General features: G+C 64.0%; 21 protein-coding genes and 1 pseudogene. 15 read left to right on the top strand and 7 right to left on the bottom strand.

Features of this window, described 5'->3' with window-relative positions; all coding sequences use genetic code 11:
• Positions 1 to 10: 10 nt before the first annotated feature.
• Positions 11 to 313 (bottom strand): hypothetical protein, encoded by a 303-nt coding sequence (locus AC4CS3_RS20365; RefSeq protein ID WP_490784958.1) that lies wholly within the window; start codon positions 311 to 313, stop codon positions 11 to 13.
• Positions 314 to 558: 245 nt separating this feature from the next.
• On the opposite strand from AC4CS3_RS20365, the gene AC4CS3_RS20360 reads away from it, so the two are divergent.
• The 3 genes and pseudogenes from AC4CS3_RS20360 to AC4CS3_RS20350 all read left to right on the top strand — a co-directional run bounded on the left by AC4CS3_RS20360 (position 559) and on the right by AC4CS3_RS20350 (position 6,516).
• Complete coding sequence (locus AC4CS3_RS20360) at positions 559 to 2,016, top strand: DUF3375 family protein (RefSeq protein ID WP_490784957.1); 1,458 nt, start codon at positions 559 to 561, stop codon at positions 2,014 to 2,016.
• Between the two features lie 40 nt (positions 2,017 to 2,056).
• Positions 2,057 to 2,848 (top strand): annotated as a pseudogene (locus AC4CS3_RS20355) (DUF4194 domain-containing protein); the annotation flags it as partial.
• A 206-nt stretch (positions 2,849 to 3,054) separates the two neighbouring features.
• The gene (locus AC4CS3_RS20350; RefSeq protein ID WP_490784956.1) at positions 3,055 to 6,516 is read left to right on the top strand and encodes an ATP-binding protein; all 3,462 of its coding nucleotides are present in this window, start codon (positions 3,055 to 3,057) and stop codon (positions 6,514 to 6,516) included.
• 112 nt (positions 6,517 to 6,628) lie between these two features.
• Here AC4CS3_RS20350 and AC4CS3_RS20345 read toward each other — a convergent pair whose 3' ends face one another.
• Positions 6,629 to 7,123, bottom strand: coding sequence for an FBP domain-containing protein (locus AC4CS3_RS20345; protein WP_490784955.1), 495 nt, complete (start codon positions 7,121 to 7,123; stop codon positions 6,629 to 6,631).
• Positions 7,124 to 7,671: 548 nt separating this feature from the next.
• On the opposite strand from AC4CS3_RS20345, the gene AC4CS3_RS20340 reads away from it, so the two are divergent.
• The 7 genes from AC4CS3_RS20340 to AC4CS3_RS20310 all read left to right on the top strand — a co-directional run bounded on the left by AC4CS3_RS20340 (position 7,672) and on the right by AC4CS3_RS20310 (position 14,749).
• Complete coding sequence (locus tag AC4CS3_RS20340; protein ID WP_490784954.1) at positions 7,672 to 8,742, top strand: ABC transporter substrate-binding protein; 1,071 nt, start codon at positions 7,672 to 7,674, stop codon at positions 8,740 to 8,742.
• Positions 8,743 to 8,756: 14 nt separating this feature from the next.
• Positions 8,757 to 9,854 (top strand): FecCD family ABC transporter permease, encoded by a 1,098-nt coding sequence (locus AC4CS3_RS20335; RefSeq protein WP_490784953.1) that lies wholly within the window; start codon positions 8,757 to 8,759, stop codon positions 9,852 to 9,854.
• Positions 9,851 to 10,888: a FecCD family ABC transporter permease gene (locus tag AC4CS3_RS20330; RefSeq protein WP_490784952.1), complete on the top strand. Its 1,038-nt coding sequence runs from the start codon at positions 9,851 to 9,853 to the stop codon at positions 10,886 to 10,888. Before AC4CS3_RS20335 ends, AC4CS3_RS20330 begins: the two co-directional genes overlap by 4 nt.
• A 1-nt stretch (position 10,889) precedes the next feature.
• The gene (locus AC4CS3_RS20325) at positions 10,890 to 11,729 is read left to right on the top strand and encodes an ABC transporter ATP-binding protein (protein WP_490784951.1); all 840 of its coding nucleotides are present in this window, start codon (positions 10,890 to 10,892) and stop codon (positions 11,727 to 11,729) included.
• On the top strand, positions 11,726 to 12,817 hold the full coding sequence (locus AC4CS3_RS20320) for a siderophore-interacting protein (protein ID WP_490784950.1): 1,092 nt from the start codon (positions 11,726 to 11,728) through the stop codon (positions 12,815 to 12,817). The genes AC4CS3_RS20325 and AC4CS3_RS20320 overlap by 4 nt, the downstream gene beginning before the upstream one ends.
• Before the next feature lie 220 nt (positions 12,818 to 13,037).
• Positions 13,038 to 13,934, top strand: a complete 897-nt coding sequence (locus tag AC4CS3_RS20315; protein ID WP_490784949.1) for an SGNH/GDSL hydrolase family protein — start codon at positions 13,038 to 13,040, stop codon at positions 13,932 to 13,934.
• A 2-nt stretch (positions 13,935 to 13,936) separates the two neighbouring features.
• Positions 13,937 to 14,749 (top strand): SGNH/GDSL hydrolase family protein, encoded by an 813-nt coding sequence (locus AC4CS3_RS20310; RefSeq protein ID WP_490784948.1) that lies wholly within the window; start codon positions 13,937 to 13,939, stop codon positions 14,747 to 14,749.
• Between the two features lie 127 nt (positions 14,750 to 14,876).
• Here the strand turns inward: AC4CS3_RS20310 and AC4CS3_RS20305 are convergent, their stop codons facing one another.
• Complete coding sequence (locus AC4CS3_RS20305; protein ID WP_234754497.1) at positions 14,877 to 15,161, bottom strand: YciI family protein; 285 nt, start codon at positions 15,159 to 15,161, stop codon at positions 14,877 to 14,879.
• Positions 15,162 to 15,215: 54 nt separating this feature from the next.
• Positions 15,216 to 15,848 carry an NADPH-dependent F420 reductase gene (locus AC4CS3_RS20300; RefSeq protein WP_490784947.1) on the bottom strand — a complete coding sequence of 211 codons (633 nt, stop codon included), beginning with the start codon at positions 15,846 to 15,848 and terminating at the stop codon, positions 15,216 to 15,218.
• Between the two features lie 130 nt (positions 15,849 to 15,978).
• On the opposite strand from AC4CS3_RS20300, the gene AC4CS3_RS20295 reads away from it, so the two are divergent.
• Both AC4CS3_RS20295 and AC4CS3_RS20290 read left to right on the top strand, forming a co-directional pair.
• Positions 15,979 to 16,458 carry a MarR family winged helix-turn-helix transcriptional regulator gene (locus AC4CS3_RS20295; protein ID WP_490784946.1) on the top strand — a complete coding sequence of 160 codons (480 nt, stop codon included), beginning with the start codon at positions 15,979 to 15,981 and terminating at the stop codon, positions 16,456 to 16,458.
• A gap of 94 nt (positions 16,459 to 16,552) precedes the next feature.
• Positions 16,553 to 17,314, top strand: a complete 762-nt coding sequence (locus AC4CS3_RS20290) for an SGNH/GDSL hydrolase family protein (protein WP_490784945.1) — start codon at positions 16,553 to 16,555, stop codon at positions 17,312 to 17,314.
• Here AC4CS3_RS20290 and AC4CS3_RS20285 read toward each other — a convergent pair.
• From AC4CS3_RS20285 to AC4CS3_RS20275, 3 genes are read right to left on the bottom strand one after another with little or no spacing between them, the layout of a single operon-like run.
• The gene (locus tag AC4CS3_RS20285) at positions 17,311 to 18,162 is read right to left on the bottom strand and encodes an FAD:protein FMN transferase (RefSeq protein ID WP_490784944.1); all 852 of its coding nucleotides are present in this window, start codon (positions 18,160 to 18,162) and stop codon (positions 17,311 to 17,313) included. The two genes, AC4CS3_RS20290 and AC4CS3_RS20285, sit on opposite strands and share 4 nt — an antisense overlap.
• Positions 18,146 to 18,706: an FMN-binding protein gene (locus tag AC4CS3_RS20280; protein ID WP_490784943.1), complete on the bottom strand. Its 561-nt coding sequence runs from the start codon at positions 18,704 to 18,706 to the stop codon at positions 18,146 to 18,148. The genes AC4CS3_RS20285 and AC4CS3_RS20280 overlap by 17 nt, the downstream gene beginning before the upstream one ends.
• On the bottom strand, positions 18,703 to 20,172 hold the full coding sequence (locus tag AC4CS3_RS20275; protein ID WP_490784942.1) for a ferredoxin reductase family protein: 1,470 nt from the start codon (positions 20,170 to 20,172) through the stop codon (positions 18,703 to 18,705). The genes AC4CS3_RS20280 and AC4CS3_RS20275 overlap by 4 nt, the downstream gene beginning before the upstream one ends.
• A 428-nt stretch (positions 20,173 to 20,600) precedes the next feature.
• On the opposite strand from AC4CS3_RS20275, the gene rpmB reads away from it, so the two are divergent.
• The 3 genes from rpmB to rpsN are packed head-to-tail and all read left to right on the top strand — an operon-like array spanning position 20,601 to position 21,312.
• Positions 20,601 to 20,837: a 50S ribosomal protein L28 gene (gene rpmB, locus AC4CS3_RS20270; protein ID WP_078107326.1), complete on the top strand. Its 237-nt coding sequence runs from the start codon at positions 20,601 to 20,603 to the stop codon at positions 20,835 to 20,837.
• Complete coding sequence (rpmG, locus tag AC4CS3_RS20265; protein WP_003798558.1) at positions 20,837 to 21,004, top strand: 50S ribosomal protein L33; 168 nt, start codon at positions 20,837 to 20,839, stop codon at positions 21,002 to 21,004. Before rpmB ends, rpmG begins: the two co-directional genes overlap by 1 nt.
• Before the next feature lie 2 nt (positions 21,005 to 21,006).
• Positions 21,007 to 21,312 (top strand): 30S ribosomal protein S14, encoded by a 306-nt coding sequence (gene rpsN / locus AC4CS3_RS20260; protein ID WP_234754509.1) that lies wholly within the window; start codon positions 21,007 to 21,009, stop codon positions 21,310 to 21,312.
• The last annotated feature ends 454 nt before the right edge of the window (positions 21,313 to 21,766 follow it).

Here is a 21,766-nt window from a genome sequence, read left to right as displayed (position 1 = left end):
GGGGGACCCTTCAGCTGTCCCTCAATGCTACCCGCGGGTAGGTACCTGTGCTAGGGGCGGTTTGCGCCGGGAATTCCACCGGCAGTTCCACTTTTCCGGCCTGGTGGACAAGCTGGTCCCACGCAAAATTGATGCCGTGGACCAGCCCGCCCAGCACGTTCTTCAAGGTGTACCAGGCGAGGCTCCCGGCTCCGACCAACGCAAGGGCGGCCGTGGCCGCGACCGCGATGAAGGCTGCCAAAACCAGGCCAAGGATTAGTGTTCCCGCGAAGACATAAGTGCTGCTGTCTAAAGTGGTCAAGTCGAACTGCATTGGGTCCCCTCCGCAACGCTGCCAAAGCCGACGTCGGAGCGTCGACGTCGTTGGTGTCGACACTAGGGGCGGAATCAATGGTTCAGCCAGCAACAACACCGGCGCGGGGCCTGTTGATACGCGATCGAAACCATACCGGCAGGTAGATCACGGAAGGGTTGCGGTGCACCCTGCGTTAACCTTGTACGGGGCAGTTTTCGGGATTTCCGCTGCCAGAAGGTTCCGCGGCAGCTGAAGGAGAGTAAGTGTCCCGCTCAGCAATGTCCTCAGCCGATGCCATCAGTGCGCGGCTCAGGGACCTCGAACTCCTGACCAAAGGCCCCGCGTGGGCCCTCACACGCTCGGCTCCTTGGGTCATCGCGGTGCTCCAGGCATCCTTCACCCGGACAAGGCCGCAGCTTCCGCTCGAAGAGTTCCATGCCGACGTCGACGCTTTCCTGGAGCAGCTCCGCAGGCAGGATCCCGGGCTGGGCGGCCAGGGGAGCGGCAAGGCATTTGCCGACGAATGGACCCGCAAGCAGTTCCTGACCCGGCGCAGCCAGTCGGGCCAGATCGTCTACGAAATCACCGAGGCCGCCGCGCGAGTCCTGGCTTTCCTGGACAGCCTGTCCAGCGAACGCTCCACCCTCAACGGTTCCCGGCTCGGGACGTTGCTCGGCGACGTCGAAAAGCTCGCCAACGAGACGAACCCGGACCAAAGCGCCCGTTTGGAATCCCTTGAAGAGGAGATCCAGGAGCGTCAGCAGTTGATCGAGGACATCAGCTCGGGCGACTTCGACGGTCTTTTGGACGATGAGGAAGCCGTCGAAGCGGCCGGGAACATCCTGGACCTTGCGGCGAGCCTGCCTGCCGACTACAAGAAGATGCGTGACCGCATCGAGGAATTGGTAGGCGAGCTCCGCAACCAGATCATCGAGGAATCGCTCAGCAAGGGTGCCACCATGGCGCAGGTCCTGGAGGCAGACAAACGCTTGCGCCAGAGTCCCGAAGGGCGCACGTTCCGCTCATTCACGGCGTTCCTCGAGGACCCGCAGCAACAGTTGCGCTTCCGTTCGGCGATCGGTGACGTGCTGAGCCGCCAATTCGCAGACGACCTCAGCCAGGAGGACAGGGAAACCCTTAAGAACCTGGTGGCGGAATTGCGTACCCAGCACAGCCAGATCCAACGCATCTACGGCCGGCTGTCCGAAAGCCTGAACAACTACATCCAGAGCGATGACATCCGCCAGTCTGTCCGGCTCCGGCAGGTCCTGCGCGAAGCCGAACAGGCTATCCGGTCCATGCCCTACGAACGCGACCGTCCCGGCCTGGTCCGCGGCCCGGTGTTGTTCAACGCGGGATTTGAATCGCTCGCCATGGTCAAGCTCTTCGATCCGGATGAGTTCGCGGCGCCTCCAAAGCTTGCCGACCCCATCGCGTTCAGCGATTCGGACCGCGTGCGTTCGCTGCGCTCCGCGAAGGCAAGGCCCGACGTCGTCCGCTCGGCAATGGCGGGCGCCTCCACACTGGCGGGGGCCTGGGCGAACCTCCCGGAGGAAGAACGGCACATCAACACTGTCCGGGCCCTGCTGTCCGAAGCGCTGCACGGCGGTGCGGCGTTCGACCGGTCCGCCTGGGAAAACATCGACTTCGAACAAATCGATGGCAGCACACGCACCGCGTACCTGCCGTTCGTGACCCTGACTAAGGATTCCGATGACTGACGCCCACCCCACCGAGCATGCCCCCTCTCCGGAGCAAGGAGTGGACATAACGCAGCATGTCCAGTCCGAGGCTTCGCAGAACGGACATGTCCACCCGGATCCGTTCCGGGTCACGGCCCGCGACACGTTCGTCGACGGCGCGGCGCTGTTCCCGGGCGACACCGGCGTCCTGCCTATGAAGGTCCGCCAGGCCCTCGTACGGCTGCTCAAGGGCCCCTATGTCGACGGCGGCCGCGACGAAAAGCTCTGGACCACCCTTCTCGACAACCAAGTGATCCTCCGCAGCCGGCTTTCCGAGCTCTTCCTGAACCTGCAACTCGACCACGAACGCAAGATCGCGGTGCTCCGACCCGTCGATCCCGAAGCCATCGGAGGCAGCACCCGCTCAAGCATCCTTCGCCAGCAACGCGCGTTGAGCCGGGTGGAAACCATCGTGCTTCTGCGTCTGAGGCTCCTCCTCGACCGCCACGTCACGGCCCAGACCGATCCGGTGATCACTCGCGAAGAAATCGCTGAACTCGTGGCGCACTACCAGCCATCCGGTCAGCAAGACGCTCTGCGCGACACCGACGTCGTGAACCGCACGGTCACGAAGCTCCTTGCCCGCCAACTCCTCCTCCCCACGGGCATCGACGACACCTTCGCGATCTCCAGGGCGCTCCCCCTGGCCCTCCCCTTCGAAAACATCGGCGACATCCCGGCCCAAATCGAAGCACTGATCGCAGTAGCAGCCGACGAATCAGGCACGGAACCCCTCATCGAACTAACGGAACCGGACGACGACGGCCCCAACTCCAACGACGACGCTGACTCCGGCACCGAGGAAGATGACGATCCGGTGACTGACAGCAGCGGTGAGGAACACGCCGGAGCAGCCGATGCCGCCCTGGGAGTGGCATCGGGCCTGTCGGAGCCGGACGGCCTGCTGCTTGCAGCAGTGCCGTCCGGCGAAGGGGCGGGGGCGGCATCGGCTGCGGAGGCAAACGCAACCACAACTGACGTAACCACAACAGCGAAGACCAACGAGGAGGCATCCAAATGACCATAGCGACGATGCTTCCGATCGGCGAACTCACGAACCCGGGCCAGATGCGCCTCGCCTTGGTCCAGGTGGTCAATTGGGGCACGTTCCATGGCGCCCACACGATGCGCGTGGACCGCAACGGCACGCTGCTTACGGGCAATTCGGGCGTCGGCAAGTCGACGCTGTTCGATGCCATGCTGCGCGTCTTCGATGCCCGTCCGCGCTCCAACGAGGCTGCGGCACAGCGGGCCGGCGGGGCTGTGGAGGACAAGAGGACCACGTTCACGTACATGCGTGGAAAAGTGGGCGACAAGGCCGTGGGCGAGGGCTCGGCGAGTGCCTTCCAGCGCCCCGGTGCCACCTGGTCCGCCGTCGCGCTGACGTTCGACAACGCGGCCGGCACCAAGATCACTATTTCGGCCCTCTTTGACCTGCCCAAGAACGGCACTGAGTCCAGCGTCGGCCGGTTCTACGTGATTGACAACAAGCCTCTGGATCTTGGGGAGATCGAGGGTATCGCGGAGAAGCGCTTCACCAAGGGCGCGCTGGAGACCATCTTCCCGGACGCACAGATCTTCGATGTCCACAAGGCTTTTGCGGAGCGTTTCCGGCGGCTTCTCGGCATCAACTCGGACCAAGCGCTCCCGCTTTTGCGCGTGATCCAGGCCGGCAAGGGGCTCGGCGGCAGCGTCAACACGTTCTTCCGCGACCAGGTGCTCGACGCGCCCGCGACGCTCACTGCTGCGGACGACGTCGTCGAGGAATTCAGCAACCTCATGTCCATCAGGCAGAGGCTTGAGGACGTTCGCCAGCAGCGCGATCAGCTCGCCCCCGTGCCCGGGATGAACAAGGAATATGCCCAGTCGTTGCTGGAGGCCAACCGGCTCCGGGAGCTCAGCGGCGAGGAATTCGACGCCTACAAGCAGCAGCTCTCGGTCACGGTCCACGCCAAGACTTTGGCTCGTTTCAAGGACCTTGCCCAGTCGAAGGCCAAGGAGCTCAGCGCTGAGCGGGGAGTCCGGGACGCGCTCGCCAAGGAGCTTCGCCAGCTCGAATCGGACTACAACAACCAGGGCGGGAACGCGATTTCGGCGATCGAGCAGTCGCTCGAAAATGCCCGGGTCGGCCTCAAGCTTCGCCAGCAGGTGGAGGAAGCGGCCCGGCAAGCATTGGCCGACGCCGGACTCAACCTTGAGTGGACGGCTGACGGTTGGGAGCAGGCCCACGAGCAGGCCGCGAGCCGCTCCGCTGAACTCAAAGACGATTCCGAAGCGCTGAGGGAACTCCGCTTCGAAGCGTTCGACGGCCACGCCACCAAGAAACGTGAACTCGCCGCAGCCCAGCAGGAGCTCGTCTCGCTGAAGACGCGCAAGTCCCTTCTGCCGCCGTCGAGCATTGAAAACCGCGCCGCGATCGCCGCAGCCACCGGCGTTCCGGAGGACCGTATGCCCTTTGGAGGCGAGCTGATCGACCTCGCCGAGGGGGAGGAACAGTGGCGGCCCGCGGCCGAGCGCGCCTTGCGTAACCTCGCAACGACGCTGTTGGTTCCCGGCGAGCACTTTGCCGCCGTCACGCGATACCTGAACGACAACAGCGTCCGCGGAGCGCTGCGGGCAGTGGATGTTTCCAAACCGCTCGCGGGCGGCGCTTTGGCTGTGGAGGACGTGTCCGACGGCGACCTGTTGACGAAGCTGAACATCCTCACTTTGGGGGCGAATGCCGACGCCGGTGAGTGGATCCGCGAGCGGATCGCCCTCGATTTCTCCTACCCGTGTGTGGAAGACCCGGACGAGCTCGCCCAGCTCGACAAGGGCCTGAGCCTGGGCGGAGTGGTCAAGCGCAACAGGCACACAGTCGAGAAGGACGATCGCTTCACGAGCCGGCAGGACTACGTTCTCGGTTTCGACAATGCTTCCAAGCTGGAGCTCGTGGCGGCGAAGGTCGGCGAGCTCGAAAATGAGCTTCTGAAGGCCGCGGAACTCGCCCAAAGCCGCGAGGATTCCCACCAAGGCATGACGCGCCAGCTCGAAGCGTTGCGCCGCATCGCCGACGACGAGCGGGGGTGGGAACAGGTCTCTGCAGCAGTGGCGGCCGAGGAGCTCGCGAAGATCGAACAGCGGCTCAAGGATGCCTTGGCAGCGCAGGCCGACTTGGAACCCTTGCGTGCGAACATCGAGGCCGTGCGCGAAAAGCACCAGTCCTCCACAGGGTCGGCGGCGGTGTTGCAGAGCGAGTACAAGACGCTCGACCACCAGATGACCACGGCTGACGCCCTCCTGGATGCTGCACGCAGCCGCCTGGACCAGGCGCCGCCGTCCGGCGCTACCGTGACTGCTCTCGAACCGTACTTCAGTGCATTCGCCGAGGTGGGCGAGCTCCACGAACTCGACACACTCGCTGCCGAAGTCCGGAGCAAGCTCCTGGCGGAACTGCACGCCGCCGAGTCCCGCGGGCAGGCGTTGGCCGAGCGGCTGACGCGTATGTTCGAAGGATTCGTGCGTGAATGGGGCACCGCCATTTCCGCGGACCATGGCACCTCGATTGGCGCCGCGGGGGAATTCGAGTCCCGTTACCACCAGATTGTCAGCGAAGGGTTGCCCGCGCAGGAAGCCGAATTCCGGCAGTTCTTCAACCAGCGCACGCACGAATCATTCAGCACGCTGCTCCACTTGCTCGACGAGGAACGCCGTGCCATCACGAGCCGCATCCTTCCCCTCAACGGCATCCTGTCCGAGGTCAATTTCCACGAGGGCAGCTTCCTGGAACTCGACATCAAGCAGACGCTGCCCGCCACGGCAAAGCAGTTCAAAGACGCCATCCACAACGCCTTGAAGACGCGTCACTCGCGGCCATCCCGGGCGGCCGCCGCTTCGGGTGGCGGTGCCCCGAGCGAGGCGGACGACGACGTCGAACTCACCAACCGCTACAAGTCGCTCGAAACCCTGGTCAAACGGCTCGGTTCGCAGACCCCCGAGGACCGGCGGTGGCGAGCCGAGGTGCTGGATGTCCGCGGGCATCTCTTCATCCAGTGCAAGGAGCACCGCTCCGTCCAAGGCCCGCGGGGTGGAAAGAAGACCGAGGTGTACATGCACGCGGACACCGGCTCGATGTCAGGTGGAGAGCGGCAGCGTTTCACGGCGTTCATCATGGCCGCAGCGCTGAGCTACCAGTTGGGTATCGCCGAGCAGGGTTTCACGACCTACGGAACGGTGATGATGGACGAAGCGTTCGTCCTGGCATCGGAGGAGTTCGCCGGTGCGGGCATCAAGGCCCTGCACGAGTTCGGCTTCCAGTTGTTGCTGGCCGCGCCCGAAAACGTCATTGACCTCTCCCGGCACCTTGGCTCCGTCACGGAAATCCTGCGCGACAAACGAACCAACCGCTCCGGCGTGCTTACGGCTCCCGTCATCGGCGGCCCGGGCATGCCCGGCGAATGGCGTTCCGAAGCCAACCCCGTGGACATCGTCCTCCGCTAGCCCCGACGCCCGCTCACTTATGTGGGACTTTCGGCGGACGCTCGCTCACTTATGTGGGACTTTCGGCGGACGCTCGCTCACTAGAAGTGAGCGAGCGTCGGCGCCGAGGCGGCTACTTTCCTTGGACCCGCCCCAGGAACTGGGCGGACCGTGACTGCAGTCCGGCGATTTGGCGAACGACGACGGCGGCCGGGTCCGGATTGATCTCATTCGCTGGGGGCTCCTTGCGGACGTTGGCGCAGCAGCCGAATTCTGCGCAGATCAACGTCCCCACGGTGTTGCCGTCGCGACCCGATTGGCCTGCGCGCTTGGCAACCCAAAGATAGACATCGTCTTTGGAAAACACGTCGCGGCACAGCTCGCAAAGAACCGAACGCTTCTTACCGGAGCCTCCCTCGGGCGCGCGCAGCATGATGCCAGTGAGGGCACCATCGTTCGGAAGGACGAGGTAGCCCCGCATCGGCATCTTTTCGTCGCGCCAGCCAAGGAATTCGAGGTTGTCCCAGTCGAGGGAATCGAAATCCTTCGGGAGGTTGAGTTTGGCGGCCTCCGAGCGGCTCGCATTGATGAAAGAGGAACGGATTTGTTGAGCGGTGATTTTCTGCACGGCGAAGTTCTTTCAGATCGTTTGGGCTCCGAAGAGGAAGGGCGCTGGCGTCCGGCGATCAGGGGCACAGCAAAGGAACCCTTCGTGTGCTTCTCGCGCGGGGCGGTGGGGTTAGTTTCCCTGGCCGCCGAGCGGGATGGCCGACGCAGAGGGAGATGCAAAGTAGGCCGACACGGCCACCTCGCCAACCATGGCAGCGCCAACGTGTGCAGTGCGCATGCTCATCCTCTCGATCTTCGCCGCTTTCGCGGCCCTGACGCGGTTCGTTGAATCAACCGGCTCTGTCATCTTTGCAAACGCCGCCCTCGGTGTCCAAAGATCCCGTGCGTTGAAGCGCCCGTTAGCCCCGACGCTCGCTCGCTTTTGGGGCGTTTCCTGTCGACGCTCGCTCACTAGATGTGAGCGAGCGTTGGGGTTTTGGCCCGGATAGGTGAGCGAGGGCTGGGGGCCGGCAGGGCGTGAATTAATTACGCGACGCAAACGTTTCGTAATTACGTGAAGGCTAGGCTAACCTTACTTAGGTTTGCGTCACTTACCTAAGGAGTCTCGTGGCTTCCCGCCCCTCACGCCGTGCCCTGTTGAAGACCGCAGGCGCAGCGACCGCAGCCTTTGCCGCCGTCGCACTGTCCCTCACCGCTTGCTCGACCGGCTCAACCACCGCCAGTTCCGCGACGTCCCCGGTCTCAAGCGGCCAGTTCCCGGTCACTCTCAAGAACGTTTTCGGCGAGACCACCATCAAATCGCAACCGCAGCGCGTGGTGACCGTCTCGTGGGTCAACGACGACGTTGCCTTGGCCCTCGGCGTCGTGCCGGTCGGTGTACCGAAGGTCGCTTGGGGCAACAACGACAAGGGGTCTACTCCCTGGAAGGACGCCGCGCTAGAGAAGTTGGGCGCTGGCTTCGGCACCGCCAAGGCCCCAGCCCAGTTCTCTGAGGCGGACGGCATCAACTTCACGGAGATCGCCAAGTTGGCCCCGGACGTCATCCTTGCCGCCTACTCGGGCTTGACCGAAGCCGACTACAAGAAGCTCTCGGAAATTGCCCCGGTGGTGGCGCAGCCCGAACTCGCGTACGGCGCGCCATGGCAGGAAGCCACCTCGATCATCGGCAAGGCCTTGGGTAAGCACTCAGAGGCGGCAAAGCTCGTCTCGGACACCGAGGCAACCATCAAAAACAAGGTTGGCGCCTTCCCGCAGCTCGCCGGCAAGTCTTTCATCTACGGCAACCTCGAGCCTGCGAAGGGCGATGGCGTCAACGTCTACACAGCCAACGACAATCGTCCGCGTTTCCTGTCCGAAATCGGCATGAAGCTCGCTCCCGTGGTGGAGAACGCCAGCAAGGGTTCCAAGGAATTCTTCGTTCCATGGTCCGCTGAAAAGGCCAATGAGCTTTCCTCGGACGTCTTCGTGACCTGGGTGCCGGACTCCAAGACCACGGACCAGATCAAGCAGGACCCCCTTCTGGGCCAGATCCCCGCCGTCAAGAAGGGCGCCCTGGTCGCCGACTCCGACAACACCCTCACCCTCGCGATCTCCGCATCCTCGCCCCTGAGCCTGCCGTGGGCACTGGACATGTTCCTGCCCCAGCTGGCCAAGGGCGCCGACGCGGCAGCCAAGTAAGCGACACGCCCCACATGACACAGAGCACGACGACGGCCGGCCCACCTTCTCGAGTGGGAACCACGCGCGAACTGGCAGCTGATGACCCTCAAAGCACGTCCAAAGGGCAACAGCTGCCAGTTCGCGCGAAGGTCGCGTGGCTGTTGGCCGCCGTCGTCGTGCTTGTGCTTGTCGTTGCGGCCTCGCTCGCGATCGGCGCACGGGGCATGTCCATCGAAACCGTGTGGCAAGCACTCACTCAGTTCAACCCCGACGACGGCAACCATGCGGTCGTCCGCACCCGCATTCCACGCGCTGTGCTCGGCTTGGCGGCAGGGGCTGCCCTCGGCCTTGCCGGCGCCGCAATGCAGGGCGTCTCCCGCAACCCCTTGGCCGACCCGGGCATCATGGGTGTCAACGCGGGGGCGGCACTGGCCGTGGTCACCGGGATCAATCTTTTCGGTATCTCAGGGGCGAGTGGCTACATCTGGTTCGCTTTCGTCGGTGCCGCCGCGGCCGCCGTCGTCGTCTATCTGATTGCGTCCATGGGACGGGACGGTGCGACGCCGGTGAAGCTCGCTTTGGCGGGCGCCGCGCTGAGCGCTGGACTCTATTCGCTGATGAACGTCATCCTGGTTTCGAGCCAGGACACTCTGGACCGCTTCCGTTTCTGGCAAGTGGGTGGGATTGCCGGCAGCGACTGGTCCGTGGTGTTGACCGGGTTGCCGTTCCTGCTGCTTGGGGCGTTGATCGTTCTGGGTAGCGGCCGGATTCTCAACAGCCTGGCCCTCGGTGACGACGTTGCCCGCGGGCTCGGCCAGAATGTGGCGCTGGCCAGGGGCGTCACCGCGCTCGGCATCGTGTTGCTTTGCGGCTCGGCCACGGGGCTGGCCGGTCCCATCGGATTCGTCGGACTCGTGGTTCCACACGCAGTGCGTTTCTTTACCGGCCCGGACTATCGCTGGATACTGCCGTTCTCGATGGTTCTCGCACCGGCACTCCTGCTGGTTTCGGACGTGATCGGCCGGGTGGTGCTCCTGCCGGGCGAAGTCCCCGCGGGCATCATGACGGCCATCGTCGGTGCTCCCGTCTTCGTCTGGCTCGTCCGCCGGGGCAAGGGGGCCTCGCTATGAAGCCCCGCAGCAGGACCGCGCTCCTGGGCGCCGGCGTCGTCGTCCTCTTTGCGGCGACCGTGCTCCTGGGCAGCTACACGGTCACCGTCCCCGATTTCTTCAGGATCCTCACGGCCCACCTGACAGGCGGCGAGAAGATCCCGGGCGCAAGCTTCATCGTCATGGAGAACAAACTGCCCCGGGCCGTGGTGGGAATCCTGATCGGTGTGGCCTTCGGCCTCTCCGGCGGGCTCTTCCAAACCATGCTCCGCAACCCGCTCGCAAGCCCGGACGTCATCGGCATCAGTTACGGCGCGAGCGCCGCGGCAGTCCTGGCCATCGTCGTGTTCGGCGCGTCCGGTGCCGCTGTGTCCGGTGCAGCGCTGGCTGGTGCAATCGGCGTCGCGCTCCTCATTTACGCCATTTCGCGCGGCGGCGGGGGTTCCGGCGGCAGTTCAGGCGGCAGGCGCGGGAACGCGGCAGGCAACCGGCTCATACTCGCCGGCGTTGGTATCGCCGCAGCCTTGGGGGCGGTGGTGAATTTCCTCATGACCCGGGCGGACATCCGGACAGCCTCCGAGGCACTCATTTGGCTCAACGGTTCCTTGAATACTGCCAATTGGGAACGTGTGGGCGTCCTCCTCGCCTCGCTCGCGGTGCTTGTTCCCGCGCTGGCCCTCCTCGCGGGACCGCTGCGCATGCTCGAACTCGGGGACGACGCCGCGGCCGGACTGGGAATCCGCGTGAACGCCGTGCGTTTCGGCCTGGTGATTACCGCCGTCGCGCTCGCAGCGGTGGCGACGGCGGCTGCCGGACCGGTTGCTTTCGTCGCCTTCCTTGCCGGGCCGATCGCCCGGCGGACGGTCGGGCGGCCCAGCCTGCCGGCGTCGGCGTTCACGGGCGCCCTCATTGTCCTGGCGGCCGACTACTTCGCGTACAACGTGGCACCCCTGATTCTGAGCGGCATCGTTCTGCCGGTCGGTGTCATTACCGGCGCCCTCGGCGCTCCATTCCTGTTGTGGCTCCTCGTCACGTCCAATCGAAAGGAAGCCTGACATGGCACAACTGAGCGCACGCGGCTTGACGCTCCAATACGATCAGCGACGCGTGGTCGAAGGACTCTCGACGCAGATTCCCGAAGGCAAAGTGACTATGATCGTGGGTGCCAACGCTTGCGGAAAATCCACGCTCCTCCGAGGGCTGTCCCGGCTCCTGAAGCCGAGCGCCGGCATTGTCACTTTGGATGGCAAGGACATCCACTCCCGCCCGCCCCGCGAACTTGCCCGCACGCTTGGCCTTCTTCCGCAGCACCCCCTTGCCCCGGATGGCATCACAGTCCGCGAGCTCGTGGGCCGCGGACGCTATCCGCACCAAGGATTCTTCCGCAGCTGGAGGACTGGCGACCTGTCGGTGCATGATCTCGCCGTTCAGCGCGCGCTCGAAACCACCGCAACGTTGGAGTTGGCTGAACGGAACGTCGATGAACTGTCCGGCGGACAACGACAGAGAGTGTGGATCGCCATGGCCCTTGCGCAGGAGACGGACGTCCTGCTCCTCGACGAACCCACCACCTACCTTGACCTGGCACACCAAGTGGAGGTGCTGGATCTGGTGACCGATCTCAACCGCAGCCGCGGAACCACCGTGGCAATCGTGTTGCACGACCTCAACCTGGCAGCGCGATACGCGGACCACGTCATCGCGATGAAAGCCGGGGCAATCGTCGCCGAGGGGCCCGCGCCCGCAGTGGTCACCGAGGACCTGGTCCGCGATGTCTTTGGCCTGGAATCCCGGGTGGTTCCGGACCCAATTTCCGGCACCCCGCTCATTCTCCCAATCGGCCGGCACCACACCGCCGCTCCCTCAACACCCATCGAATTGGAGTTCGCCTCATGAACGCAGACGCCGCCGTGCGGAACGCCATCACGGAGCCGATGACCCTCGCCTTCGACGTCACCGTCACCGCCGTCGAGGATGTTGGGCCCAATTTCCGCCGCATCACGTTCGGGGGATATTGCCTGCGCGGATTCGGTGTTTCAGGGAACACCCTGGACCTGCGTATCAAACTCATGATTCCCTCGCTCGATGCCGAAGGTCGCCCGCTGCCCTTGCCCGCCTTCAATACGGGCGACACCGGTTGGTACCAGGAGTGGTTGGCGATGGATCCCGCGGTGCGCGGTTCGATGCGGACCTACACCGTGCGGAACGAGAGGCTCGACGCCGTCTACCCGGAGATCGACGTCGACTTCGTGATGCACTTCGGCGACGGCGGTGGCGCGGCGGGGTCCGACGTCGACGGCGGTGCGGCTCACCCGAAAGGCGGGCCCGCGGTCAACTGGGCACTCGGCGCGAAACCCGGGGATTCCATCACCATCATCGGCCCCACCAACCGGGCAGCCCACTGCATCACGGCCGAAACATACTCCGGCATTGAATGGCGTCCCGGCCTGGCACAGCGGGTCCTCCTTGCCGGCGACGAAACGGCTGTCCCTGCCATCAGTGCAATCCTGGAATCCTTGCCCGCGGGAATCACCGGCCATGCCTTCCTCGAAGTACCAGAGGCTGGCGATTTCCAGGACCTCGCTTCAGACGCCGACATCGAAATCACCTGGTTCGCGCGCGGAGCGGTCCTCGGCCGGTCCCGCCCCCACGGCGAATTGCTTAAGGAAGCCATCCGCGGAGCCATACCCGTGCCGGGCTGGGTCGGCATCATCCCGCTCGACGGCGCCGCCGGCCCCGAGCCCGAAGACGTCAATGTGGACCAGGATATCTTGTGGGAAACTCCGCTGCGCATGGACACTGCCGCGATCGAAGCGAGCCGCAACCCGGGCCTTCCCGCCGGTGCCTTGCCGTTCTACGCCTGGATCGCTGGCGAGGCCGGGGTCATCAAGGAGCTGCGACGGTACTTGGTCCGGGATGTGGGGATCGACCGGAAACAGGTGGCGTTCATGGGCTACTGGCGCAAAGGGAAAGCCGAACTCTAGCCCGACCCCGACGCTCGCTCACATATACCGTCCTTTTCGCCGACGCTCGCTCACATATGCGGCCAAAAGCCGGAACGCTCGCTCACCTCATGTGAGCCGGCGTTTGGCCGAAAGGCCTCATATGTGAGCGGGCGTTTGGCCCACGTGCCTCATAGGTGAGCCGGCGTCGAATTAACCTGGGCTTTGCCGGCGGGCAACCGGGCGGGGCTACGCTGGCGGGGTGGCTGGGAACGTGTTTCATGCTGACCAGAACGGACGACGGCGGTTTGTCGCCTTGGGCGATTCCTTCACCGAGGGTGTGGGGGACCGGAACGAGGCCCTACCGAACGGCGTCCGGGGCTGGGCCGACCGCGTTGCCGAGAAACTCGCCAAGGCCGAACCTGGCTGGGAGTATGCGAATCTTGCCGTCCGGAGCAAGCGGCTCCGCCATATCGTCGACGAGCAATTGGACCGGGCCCTGGCCATGGAACCGACGCTCGTCACGCTCTACGCCGGTGGCAACGACATCCTCGATTTCGGCACGGACATGGACATCCTCATGGCCGAGTACGAAAGGCTCGTGGCCCGCCTCGCAGCCACGGGAGCCACCTTGGTCTTGTTCACCGGGTACGACGTCAAGGTCTCGGCCGTGCTGGAACCCTTCAAGAAGCGGAACGCCCTGTACAACGAACGCGTCCGCGAACTGGCTTCCAAGTACGGGGCCGTGCTGGTGGACTATTGGTGCCTTGACGCCTACCACGACCGCCGGATGTGGGCCTCGGACCGACTCCACATGTCTAAGGCCGGGCACAAATACATGGCGTCGCAGGTCCTGGATCACCTCGGCGTACCGCACAAGTTCTCGCCCAAGGACTGGGAACCACCACAGCGCCTCAAGTTGCGCGACTGGGAACGTCGCCAGCGCCGGTGGGTGAACGACTGGGTCCTGCCGTTGTTCGGCCGGAAGCTTCGCGGCGTCACGCTCGGGGACAGCCTGCACCCCCGATGGCCGGAGCTCGTCAAGGTACCGCGGAAAGCCGGGCTACGAAAAGTCGCGGAACGCCAAGCCGCCGGAGCAGCCGCCACCGACTCTGGAAGCAAGGCGCCAGGAAAAGCCCAAGACAACGGGGGGACATGACCATGGCCAGACATACACCGCTGCGATTCGTCGCGGTTGGAGATTCCTTCACCGAAGGCGTCGGCGACACAGACCTTCGCCTCCCCAACGACTGCCGGGGCTGGGCCGACCGCGTGGCCGAGGAACTGGCCAGGCACCGGCCGCAGACGCAGTACGCCAATCTGGCCCTCCGCGGCCGTCGGCTCAGGCAGATCGTGGTTGAACAACTTGAGCCCGCGCTCGCTATGGCTCCCACTCTGGTCAGTTTCCACGCCGGCGGCAACGATCTCCTCGGCGCACGACTGGACATGCGCCTACTGGTCCGTGGATTCGAGGACGCCGTTGCCCGGATCGCCGAAAGTGGTGCCCAAGTCCTGCTGTTCACCGAGTACAACGTGCCACTTTCGCCGGTGTTGGAGCCGCTTAAGCTGCGCACGGCGGTTTTCAACAAGCACATCCGGCGCATTTCCGCGGCCTACGGAACGCTTCTGGTGGACCATTGGTGTTTCGAAAAGTACCAGGACCGCCGGATGTGGGCTCCCGATCGGCTGCACATGTCCGGCATTGGACATGAGTACATGGCGAAGAAAGTCTTGGAGGTGTTGGGCGCCGCGCACTCGCTGGGCTCACCCGTGCTTGGGGCGCTCCAACCGCGGAGCCGCGCCGAGATAATGGCCGACGACGCCGAGTGGCTCAGGCGCGACGTGGCACCCTGGCTTTCGCGTCGTTTCAGGGGAGTTTCGAGCGGTGATCACCTGAGCGCCCGCTGGCCGGCCCTTATGCCGGTGGTCTTGCCGGAGCGATTGGGGACGTCCGCCGAACCGGTCCGGATTTGAAGCGTCAGCGTCACGCCCGACAACTTTTTGGCTGCGGACGGGCATCAAAGCCGCGAATTTCCGGGGTTTTCGCCGAGTCGAGGCGCCAAAAATGCGCTCTGCGTGACGCCCCGGACGCACAACCCAACTAGTCCAGCAGGTTTTCGAAACCCGTGGACGCCGTGGTGACCGTGAATTCGATGATCTCGAAGTCGGCTACCCCATTGACGTAGAACGGATCCGTAGCCAGGGAAGCGTCCAGTGTCGCGCGATCGACGTTGGACAACAGCACGCCCCCGATGGCTGGAACGCGACGTCCGGACGCGACGAAAGTGCCGGCGTCGAACGCTTCTTTGACCCAATCCATGTGTGCCGGGCGGTGGAAATCGACAATCTCGTCTGGAACTTTGTAGGTCAGCGAAACCACGAACATGCCGCCCAGCCTACAACGCGGAGGGCGGCCAGGCAGGCCGCCCTCCAAAATGAACTACGGCAGGAGCTTGACCGCGGAGTTCCAGTTGTAGTCGGGGTGGGCTTCGCTGATCTGGAGCGTCATGACGAGCAGCTGGAAGGCTTCGAGCTCACGCGAGCGGCGCAGCGGGCCGACGTTCACGGGGCGCAGCCCGGCATCTTTGACGAAGTCGACGACGGCGCCCGTCGCGTCGGCGTCGTCGCCCGCCACCAGCACGTCCAGCGTCTGTCCGGCCACTTCGCCGGCCGCGAGAGTCGTCGCGAAGGTGGTGTTGAACGCCTTGACGACCGACGCGCCCGGCACCAGGGCCTGGAGTTCCTCGGCCGCCGACGATCCGGCGGGAACAGTGAGGGAATCGAAAGTCTCGACATTCACTGGGTTGGAGATGTCCACGATTGTCTTGCCGTCGAGCGCCGCGCCGTAGGAAGACAGCACTTCCTTGGAAGCCTCGAACCACGTGGCCAGCACCACGATGCTGCCTTCCGCGGGTGACCCGGTGATGCCTGACGTTCCGTTGACCGTTGCCGCCAGCGCAGCAGCAGAGTCGGCGTCGCGGCTGAGGATCTGGATGCTCTTGCCGGCCGCGGCCGCACGGGCTGCAATGGCGGAGGCCATGTTGCCGGTGCCGATGATAGTGATGTCAGTCATTGTTGTTTCCTTTGCTTGCGTTCTCATGATCCCGCGGATTGGTCCGTATTCATATACTTGAAGCTTCAACTAAAATAATAATGGCCTTAAGTTGAAGTGTCAAGCATTAATTTCCTTCTAAGATGAATCCATGACCGAACCGCGCTGGCTCAACGCCGACGAACGCCGTGCCTGGCTGGCCCTCCTGAGCATCAACACCCTGCTGCCGGCAGCCCTGGACACCCAACTGCAGGCGGCCGGCAAATTGTCGCTGTTCGACTACAACGTGCTCGCCATGCTGTCCGAAGCGGAGGGGCGTTTCCTGCCGATGAGTGAGCTTGCCGCCCGTACCAGCGCTTCCTTGTCCAGGCTGTCGCACGTTGTCACAAAGCTCCAAGGACGAGGTTGGGTGGATCGCGAGGCCCACCCGGGCGATGCCCGCGTCACGGTCGCGCACCTGACCGACGCAGGCATGGACACCATCGTGTCCCTCGCCCCGGGGCATGTGGATGCCGTCCGCGCCTTGATGTTGGACGCCATGACCGACGACGACGTTGCGGACCTCGCGCGGATCGGCGAGAAAATCGTAGCCCGGCTGGACGACGATCACTGGATCCTGCGCGAACAGTGAGCCGCGGCCGCTGAGCCGCCAAACACGGCCGCCGTACGCTGCGCAGCCGGCGCCGCGCGTGACGACCGCCCCGCACTGATGAAAGACTGGCGCCATGGATTTTTCCGCTCGGTATGTGGCATTGGGTGACTCGTTCACCGAAGGACTTGGCGACGCCGACCCCTCGCGCCCCAACGGAGTGAGGGGATGGGCGGACTTGGTTGCCCATCAGTTGGCCCAAAGCAACGACAACTTCGGTTACGCCAACCTGGCCATCCGCGGCAAGAAGCTCCGGCAAGTCATGGCAGAGCAGGTGGACGCCGCCGTCGCGCTTCAACCGACGCTGGTGACCCTGTACGCGGGAGCGAACGACATCTTCCGCCCCAAGGTCGATATCGACAGGCTCATGGAGGACTACGAAGCCGGCATCGAGAAACTAAGTGCCACCGGCGCTACGTTGCTTCTCTTTACGGGTTTCGATGCCCGCAGTTCCAAGGTTTTCGGCACCATGCGCGGACGCACCGCGATCTATAACGAATTGCTGCGGGAAATCGCCGAAAACCACGGTGCGCTGCTGGTGGACTATTGGCGCTTCAGCGAATACCACGACTGGCACATGTGGGCGCAGGACCGGATGCACATGTCCGCTGCTGGTCACATCAACATGGCCAACAGGGTCCTGGCGGTCCTGGAGCACGAAGGTTCCCTCGAGGTCCCGCCTCCCGTCCCGCAACCGCAGCTTGCGCGGGTGGAAGCGTTGCGGGCCAATGCGCGTTGGGCCCGTGAACATGCCGCCCCGTGGGTCGTCCGCCGCGTTACGGGGAAGTCTTCCGGAGACGGCCTCAGCCCGAAGTATCCCCAGCTGATCAAGCCTTAGCCGTTCTGAGCAGCGAGGTTCCGGAAACCGGGCGTGGCGAGCAGTCCGCCGTCGTTGTTCACCGCGAGCACGTCCACGTCCCAGTGGGAGGTCGCCAGCGTGAGGGTCCGGGCGCCGCCGGCCATGATGGCGGTGGCCAGGACATCGGCCGTGATGATGTCGGTGGCTGCCACCGAAACCTGGCGGAACCGCTCGTCCCGTGTCGCCGGGAGGCCGGCGGACCAAATGTGGTGGCCGCGTTCGCTGGTTCCTGAGGTCGCGAGCGCGTGCTTGCGCGCCTTACTGAGCGGAAACGCGGTCAGGAGCGTCGTCCGATCCTCCGGGTCAACGATCCCCGCGAGCCACGACTGCGCGCCGCCCGGCGTCGGCGAACCGTTCACCAGCACGTCCCCGCCCGCATTGAGGCACCAATCCTTCAGGCCCAGTGCGAGCAACGACGTTCCGGCTTCCCGGATGGCATGTGCCTTGACGATCCCCGACAAGTCGACGACGCCGTCGGGCCGTTCCGCCGTGAACGCACCTTCCGTGAGGGTGCGCCATTCTGTCGCCTCGACATAGAGCCGGCGTACGTCCGTCGAGGCATCCATCAGGGCCAGCTCGCCGCGCGCCATCGCACTCGCCTCTGAGTCGGGACGGTAGAGACTAAACGTCCGGTCCAGCCTGTTGAACAACTGCTCGACGACGGCGGTGGCCGCCTCGAGTTCTTCCACCGCAGCTTGGGGGGCCGTCCCTGGAGCAGCTGGGATCGCGAGGCTCACCACGGTGCCCATGCTGGTGAACGTGCGGGAACGAAGGCAGGGCTCCGCGCTGCCTTGTCCGTGCCCGTGGGGCTTAGAAATGGGCTGCATCGAGGGCTGCCTGGAACGATGTCAGATAGGCCTCGCTGGTAAAGGTGGCCCCGCCGATGGTCTGCACGTTGGCCGACTGGGCGCTCAGCACCTCGGATCGCAGAAGGGGTGCCGCCCTGGCGCTGATCTGGACGGATCGTTGCTCTTGGTCAGTCAGATGCAGGGCTGTGACATCCGTGATGACGCCGGCCTTGATGGTTACCTGGACCTGGACTGTTCCGAAGCGGGTCTCCACTGCGGTTCCTGCATAGGTGCCGCCGGCCTTGGCCGTGGCTCCCAAGGTGGAGCTGGAACTCGAGCCCGCGCCGGAACTGGAGCCTGTGCTGGAAGTGGAGCCGGCTCCGGTTCCCGAGGACGATCCGGAAGCGCTGCTCCCGGAGGTTCCATTCGCCGTCGAGCCCGTACTGGTTCCGCCTGTGTTTCCTGTGGAAGAGGTGGTGACCGCCGACGCGTTGGACTCCGTTACCTGCGTGCCTGCCTGCCAGCCGACCACGATGATTGCCGCGGACGCTAGCGCTGCTGAAATTCCTGCCCTGAGTCTCACCAGTCAAACCTTTCGTAGTGGAGTTGCTCCTCCCGCACGCCGGACCTTTTCGCCTCAGCCAGCACCTGGCGCCCCCAAGCTGTCGGACCACAAACGTAAACGTCGGCGTCCGCTATGTCCGGCACAAAGTCCCGTAGCCGCGAGGTGCCAGCAGAAGCGGGAAGCCAGGCGCTTTGAGGATTCGCGGACCGCGGGCCCGTCAAGTGGAAGAGTGTCGCACCACGCTTCCGGCACAATTCGAGGATCTCGTTTCCGAGGAATAGCTCTTCCTCGCTGCTGCCGCGCAACAGGACCGTCGCCTGACCTGGCGCGAAAGGAGTGGATTCCAGGAGCGCCCGGAGGGGAGTAATCCCGATTCCTGCCCCTATCATCACGACGCGGTCCCGGCTACGGGCTGCCGTACTGAAGACCCCATATGGTCCTTCGATAGCAACTTTCGTCCCCGGCTTGAGGGAAGCGAGGCGGGCCGAACCGGCACCCAGATTCCGGACGGTGATCCTCAAGGTGGGCTGCCGCGATGATTTCCCCACCTGTGGTTCCGCGGACAGGCTGAACGGATGCGCCTGCCACCACATGCCGGGAGCGAGGAAGCGCCACACGAAGAACCGGCCGCCGTTTCCCGACAATTCATTCAATCGCAGCCCGCTCATTTCGATGCTGAAGACGCCGGGCGCAAGGGGCACCACGCGCCGAACCGTCAGCTGGTGCCGGTAGGTGGCCATCACCGGCTGGGCGATACGGAACCAAGCCAGCGCCGAGCCTGTTCCAATGTAGAGCGCCAGCCAGTACCAGCGCTGCCAGGTGCCTTCGGCGAACAAGCCGCCCACACTGAACTGGTGCGGAAGGGCTACTGCTACCGCCAAATACGTGAGCAGGTGGACGAAGTACCAGAATTCATAGGGGAAGCGGCGCCGAACAGCCACTAGCGAGGTGACCACCACGGCAATGAACAATGCCATGGATACGAACGCCAGCCACATATCGGGTACCAGCGTCCAGAGCGCGACCGCCTCGCTCACGGGATTCAGGCCTTCGGCCATGCCGTAGCCGGTCGCCAGGAGAAGTCCGTGCGCCAGCAACAGGTAGAGCGCCGGTTTGCCTAGCTTCCGGTGGAACTCCAACGCCCTGTCATGCCCCACCGCGGCGTCCACGAACGGCAGGCGTGCCGCGAGGAGAAGCATCAGGAAGACCAGATCCATGCCGGCAAGGCCGGCCAGGATCCCGACGGCGGTGACCGCCTGGGTGGGGTTCCCGACCGACGACATCCCGCCGTCGGCGAGCCACAAAGCAAGCGCCGCTGCAAGGGAAGCCCACAGCGCAACGGTGAGCATGTCCGTCCGGAACATGCGTCGGCGATGCTGCGCAGCGAACCTTCCCTTGGTGGGATTGCGCCGCGGGGCCGTTGGAGGATGGCCTGACGGTGTATCCACGCGTTGGCCCGGGGAGGCGAGGAGTTGTGACTTCATGTCTCAAGATTGAACTCTCAACCTTTCGTTCTCCTGTGAAGGGCCTAGCCCCCGCTTATGATTTGAGGGACTGGCTCTTATACACGCGATTGGTCTTAATTTCCCCCAGCCCCTAGACTTATTAGGCGCTAGGTGGCGCGGAGCGTGTGCAATTGCTCCGGTTGGCGGTGACTGTTGGCAACAACAGGAGATCCGCGGGCCGGTAGTTAGGGGCTCAAGTTGCGTGCATTCCAGTATTCGCCCAGTATTCCGGCCTGTTGTCCGGACCCACTACCTTCGCCGCAGCGGTGATCATTGGCTGGTTTCAGTCGAGCGATCCAGCCCGCGGGAACTACCGAAAACGGTGTGGACTGGTTGCGGACGTCGCCTATTGCACGGGAAGTAGGAACTCTGCTTGCCGTTTCATTTTATTTTTTAGGAGAGTCGTCATGGCAGCAAACTGCCAGGTGACCGGAGCCGAGCCGGGCTTTGGACACAGCATTTCGCACTCGCACCGCCGCAACAAGCGTCGGTTCGACCCCAACATCCAGAAGAAGCGCTACTGGGTTCCGTCCCTGCGCCGTAATGTCACGCTGACCCTGTCGGCCAAGGGCATCAAGACCATCGACGTTCGCGGCATCGACGCAGTCGTCGCCGAAGTTCTGGCTCGTGGGGTGAAGCTCTAGTGGCAAAAGACAAGGACGTACGTCCGATCATCAAGCTTAAGTCGACTGCGGGAACGGGTTACACGTACGTAACCCGCAAGAACCGTCGTAACGACCCGGACCGTCTGGTCCTGAAGAAGTACGACCCCAAGATCCGCCAGCACGTCGAATTCCGAGAGGAGCGCTAAACATGGCTAAGAAGTCCAAGATTGCTCGCAACGAGCAGCGCAAGGTCATCGTTGAGCGTTATGCTGCCAAGCGTCTCGAGCTGAAGAAGACCCTGGTTGACATCAACGCGACTGACGAAGCACGCGAAGAAGCTCGACTCGGCCTGCAGAAGCTGCCCCGCAACGCTTCCCCGATCCGTCTGCGTAACCGCGACATCATCGACGGCCGCCCGCGCGGTACCTTCCAGAAGTTCGGTATCTCCCGTGTTCGCTTCCGCGACATGGCTCACCGTGGTGAGCTCCCGGGCATCACCAAGTCTTCCTGGTAATCCAGAAGCACTAGGAGGGCCGGCAACCGTTTGGTTGCCGGTCCTTCTTGCGTTTAAGGCGCCCGTTTCTGGGCTTTGGTGCGGAGGATCTCCGGCTTTGCGATTAAGTGGCGCAGGGCACAATGCTGAATTACGACGCCGGCGGCTTCTTTTTGCGCGCAACCGGCTGTTCCGTCCCGGATTACCGCGGTTCTTGCTCGCCTGAGGGGTGATTTGCGCCTGGTGTTGGGGGTGTGTAAAGTAGTTCGAGTCGCCGCCGCTGATGCGGAAAGATAGCGACCGACCCCCTCTGATAAACGGCCTGGAAATGGCGCGCTGATTAGCGTGCTGTGGATGGGTGGGGACCCCTGTTGAGCAGTGAATCGCGGAAACGCCGATTTGCTTGATCCTGGCAGTTAGGGTAAGTTTGGGAAGTTGCTCCGGAGCGATCCTGGACCCTGTGGGGTGTGGGTGG

This window comes from Arthrobacter sp. SE2, from assembly GCF_058244265.1.
This window is presented reverse-complemented; position numbering and strand designations above follow the sequence as displayed.

Excerpts from the sequence above, each read along its gene's own strand:
- AC4CS3_RS20365 (WP_490784958.1), bottom strand. The coding sequence starts at position 313 with ATGCAGTTCGACTTGACCACTTTAGACAGCAGCACTTATGTCTTCGCG.
- AC4CS3_RS20350 (WP_490784956.1), top strand. The coding sequence starts at position 3,055 with ATGACCATAGCGACGATGCTTCCGATCGGCGAACTCACGAACCCGGGC.
- AC4CS3_RS20335 (WP_490784953.1), top strand. The coding sequence starts at position 8,757 with ATGACACAGAGCACGACGACGGCCGGCCCACCTTCTCGAGTGGGAACC.
- AC4CS3_RS20330 (WP_490784952.1), top strand. The coding sequence starts at position 9,851 with ATGAAGCCCCGCAGCAGGACCGCGCTCCTGGGCGCCGGCGTCGTCGTC.
- AC4CS3_RS20325 (WP_490784951.1), top strand. The coding sequence starts at position 10,890 with ATGGCACAACTGAGCGCACGCGGCTTGACGCTCCAATACGATCAGCGA.
- AC4CS3_RS20320 (WP_490784950.1), top strand. The coding sequence starts at position 11,726 with ATGAACGCAGACGCCGCCGTGCGGAACGCCATCACGGAGCCGATGACC.
- AC4CS3_RS20310 (WP_490784948.1), top strand. The coding sequence starts at position 13,937 with ATGGCCAGACATACACCGCTGCGATTCGTCGCGGTTGGAGATTCCTTC.
- AC4CS3_RS20305 (WP_234754497.1), bottom strand. The coding sequence starts at position 15,161 with ATGTTCGTGGTTTCGCTGACCTACAAAGTTCCAGACGAGATTGTCGAT.
- AC4CS3_RS20300 (WP_490784947.1), bottom strand. The coding sequence starts at position 15,848 with ATGACTGACATCACTATCATCGGCACCGGCAACATGGCCTCCGCCATT.
- AC4CS3_RS20295 (WP_490784946.1), top strand. The coding sequence starts at position 15,979 with ATGACCGAACCGCGCTGGCTCAACGCCGACGAACGCCGTGCCTGGCTG.
- AC4CS3_RS20290 (WP_490784945.1), top strand. The coding sequence starts at position 16,553 with ATGGATTTTTCCGCTCGGTATGTGGCATTGGGTGACTCGTTCACCGAA.
- AC4CS3_RS20285 (WP_490784944.1), bottom strand. The coding sequence starts at position 18,162 with ATGCAGCCCATTTCTAAGCCCCACGGGCACGGACAAGGCAGCGCGGAG.
- AC4CS3_RS20275 (WP_490784942.1), bottom strand. The coding sequence starts at position 20,172 with ATGAAGTCACAACTCCTCGCCTCCCCGGGCCAACGCGTGGATACACCG.
- rpmB (WP_078107326.1), top strand. The coding sequence starts at position 20,601 with ATGGCAGCAAACTGCCAGGTGACCGGAGCCGAGCCGGGCTTTGGACAC.
- rpsN (WP_234754509.1), top strand. The coding sequence starts at position 21,007 with ATGGCTAAGAAGTCCAAGATTGCTCGCAACGAGCAGCGCAAGGTCATC.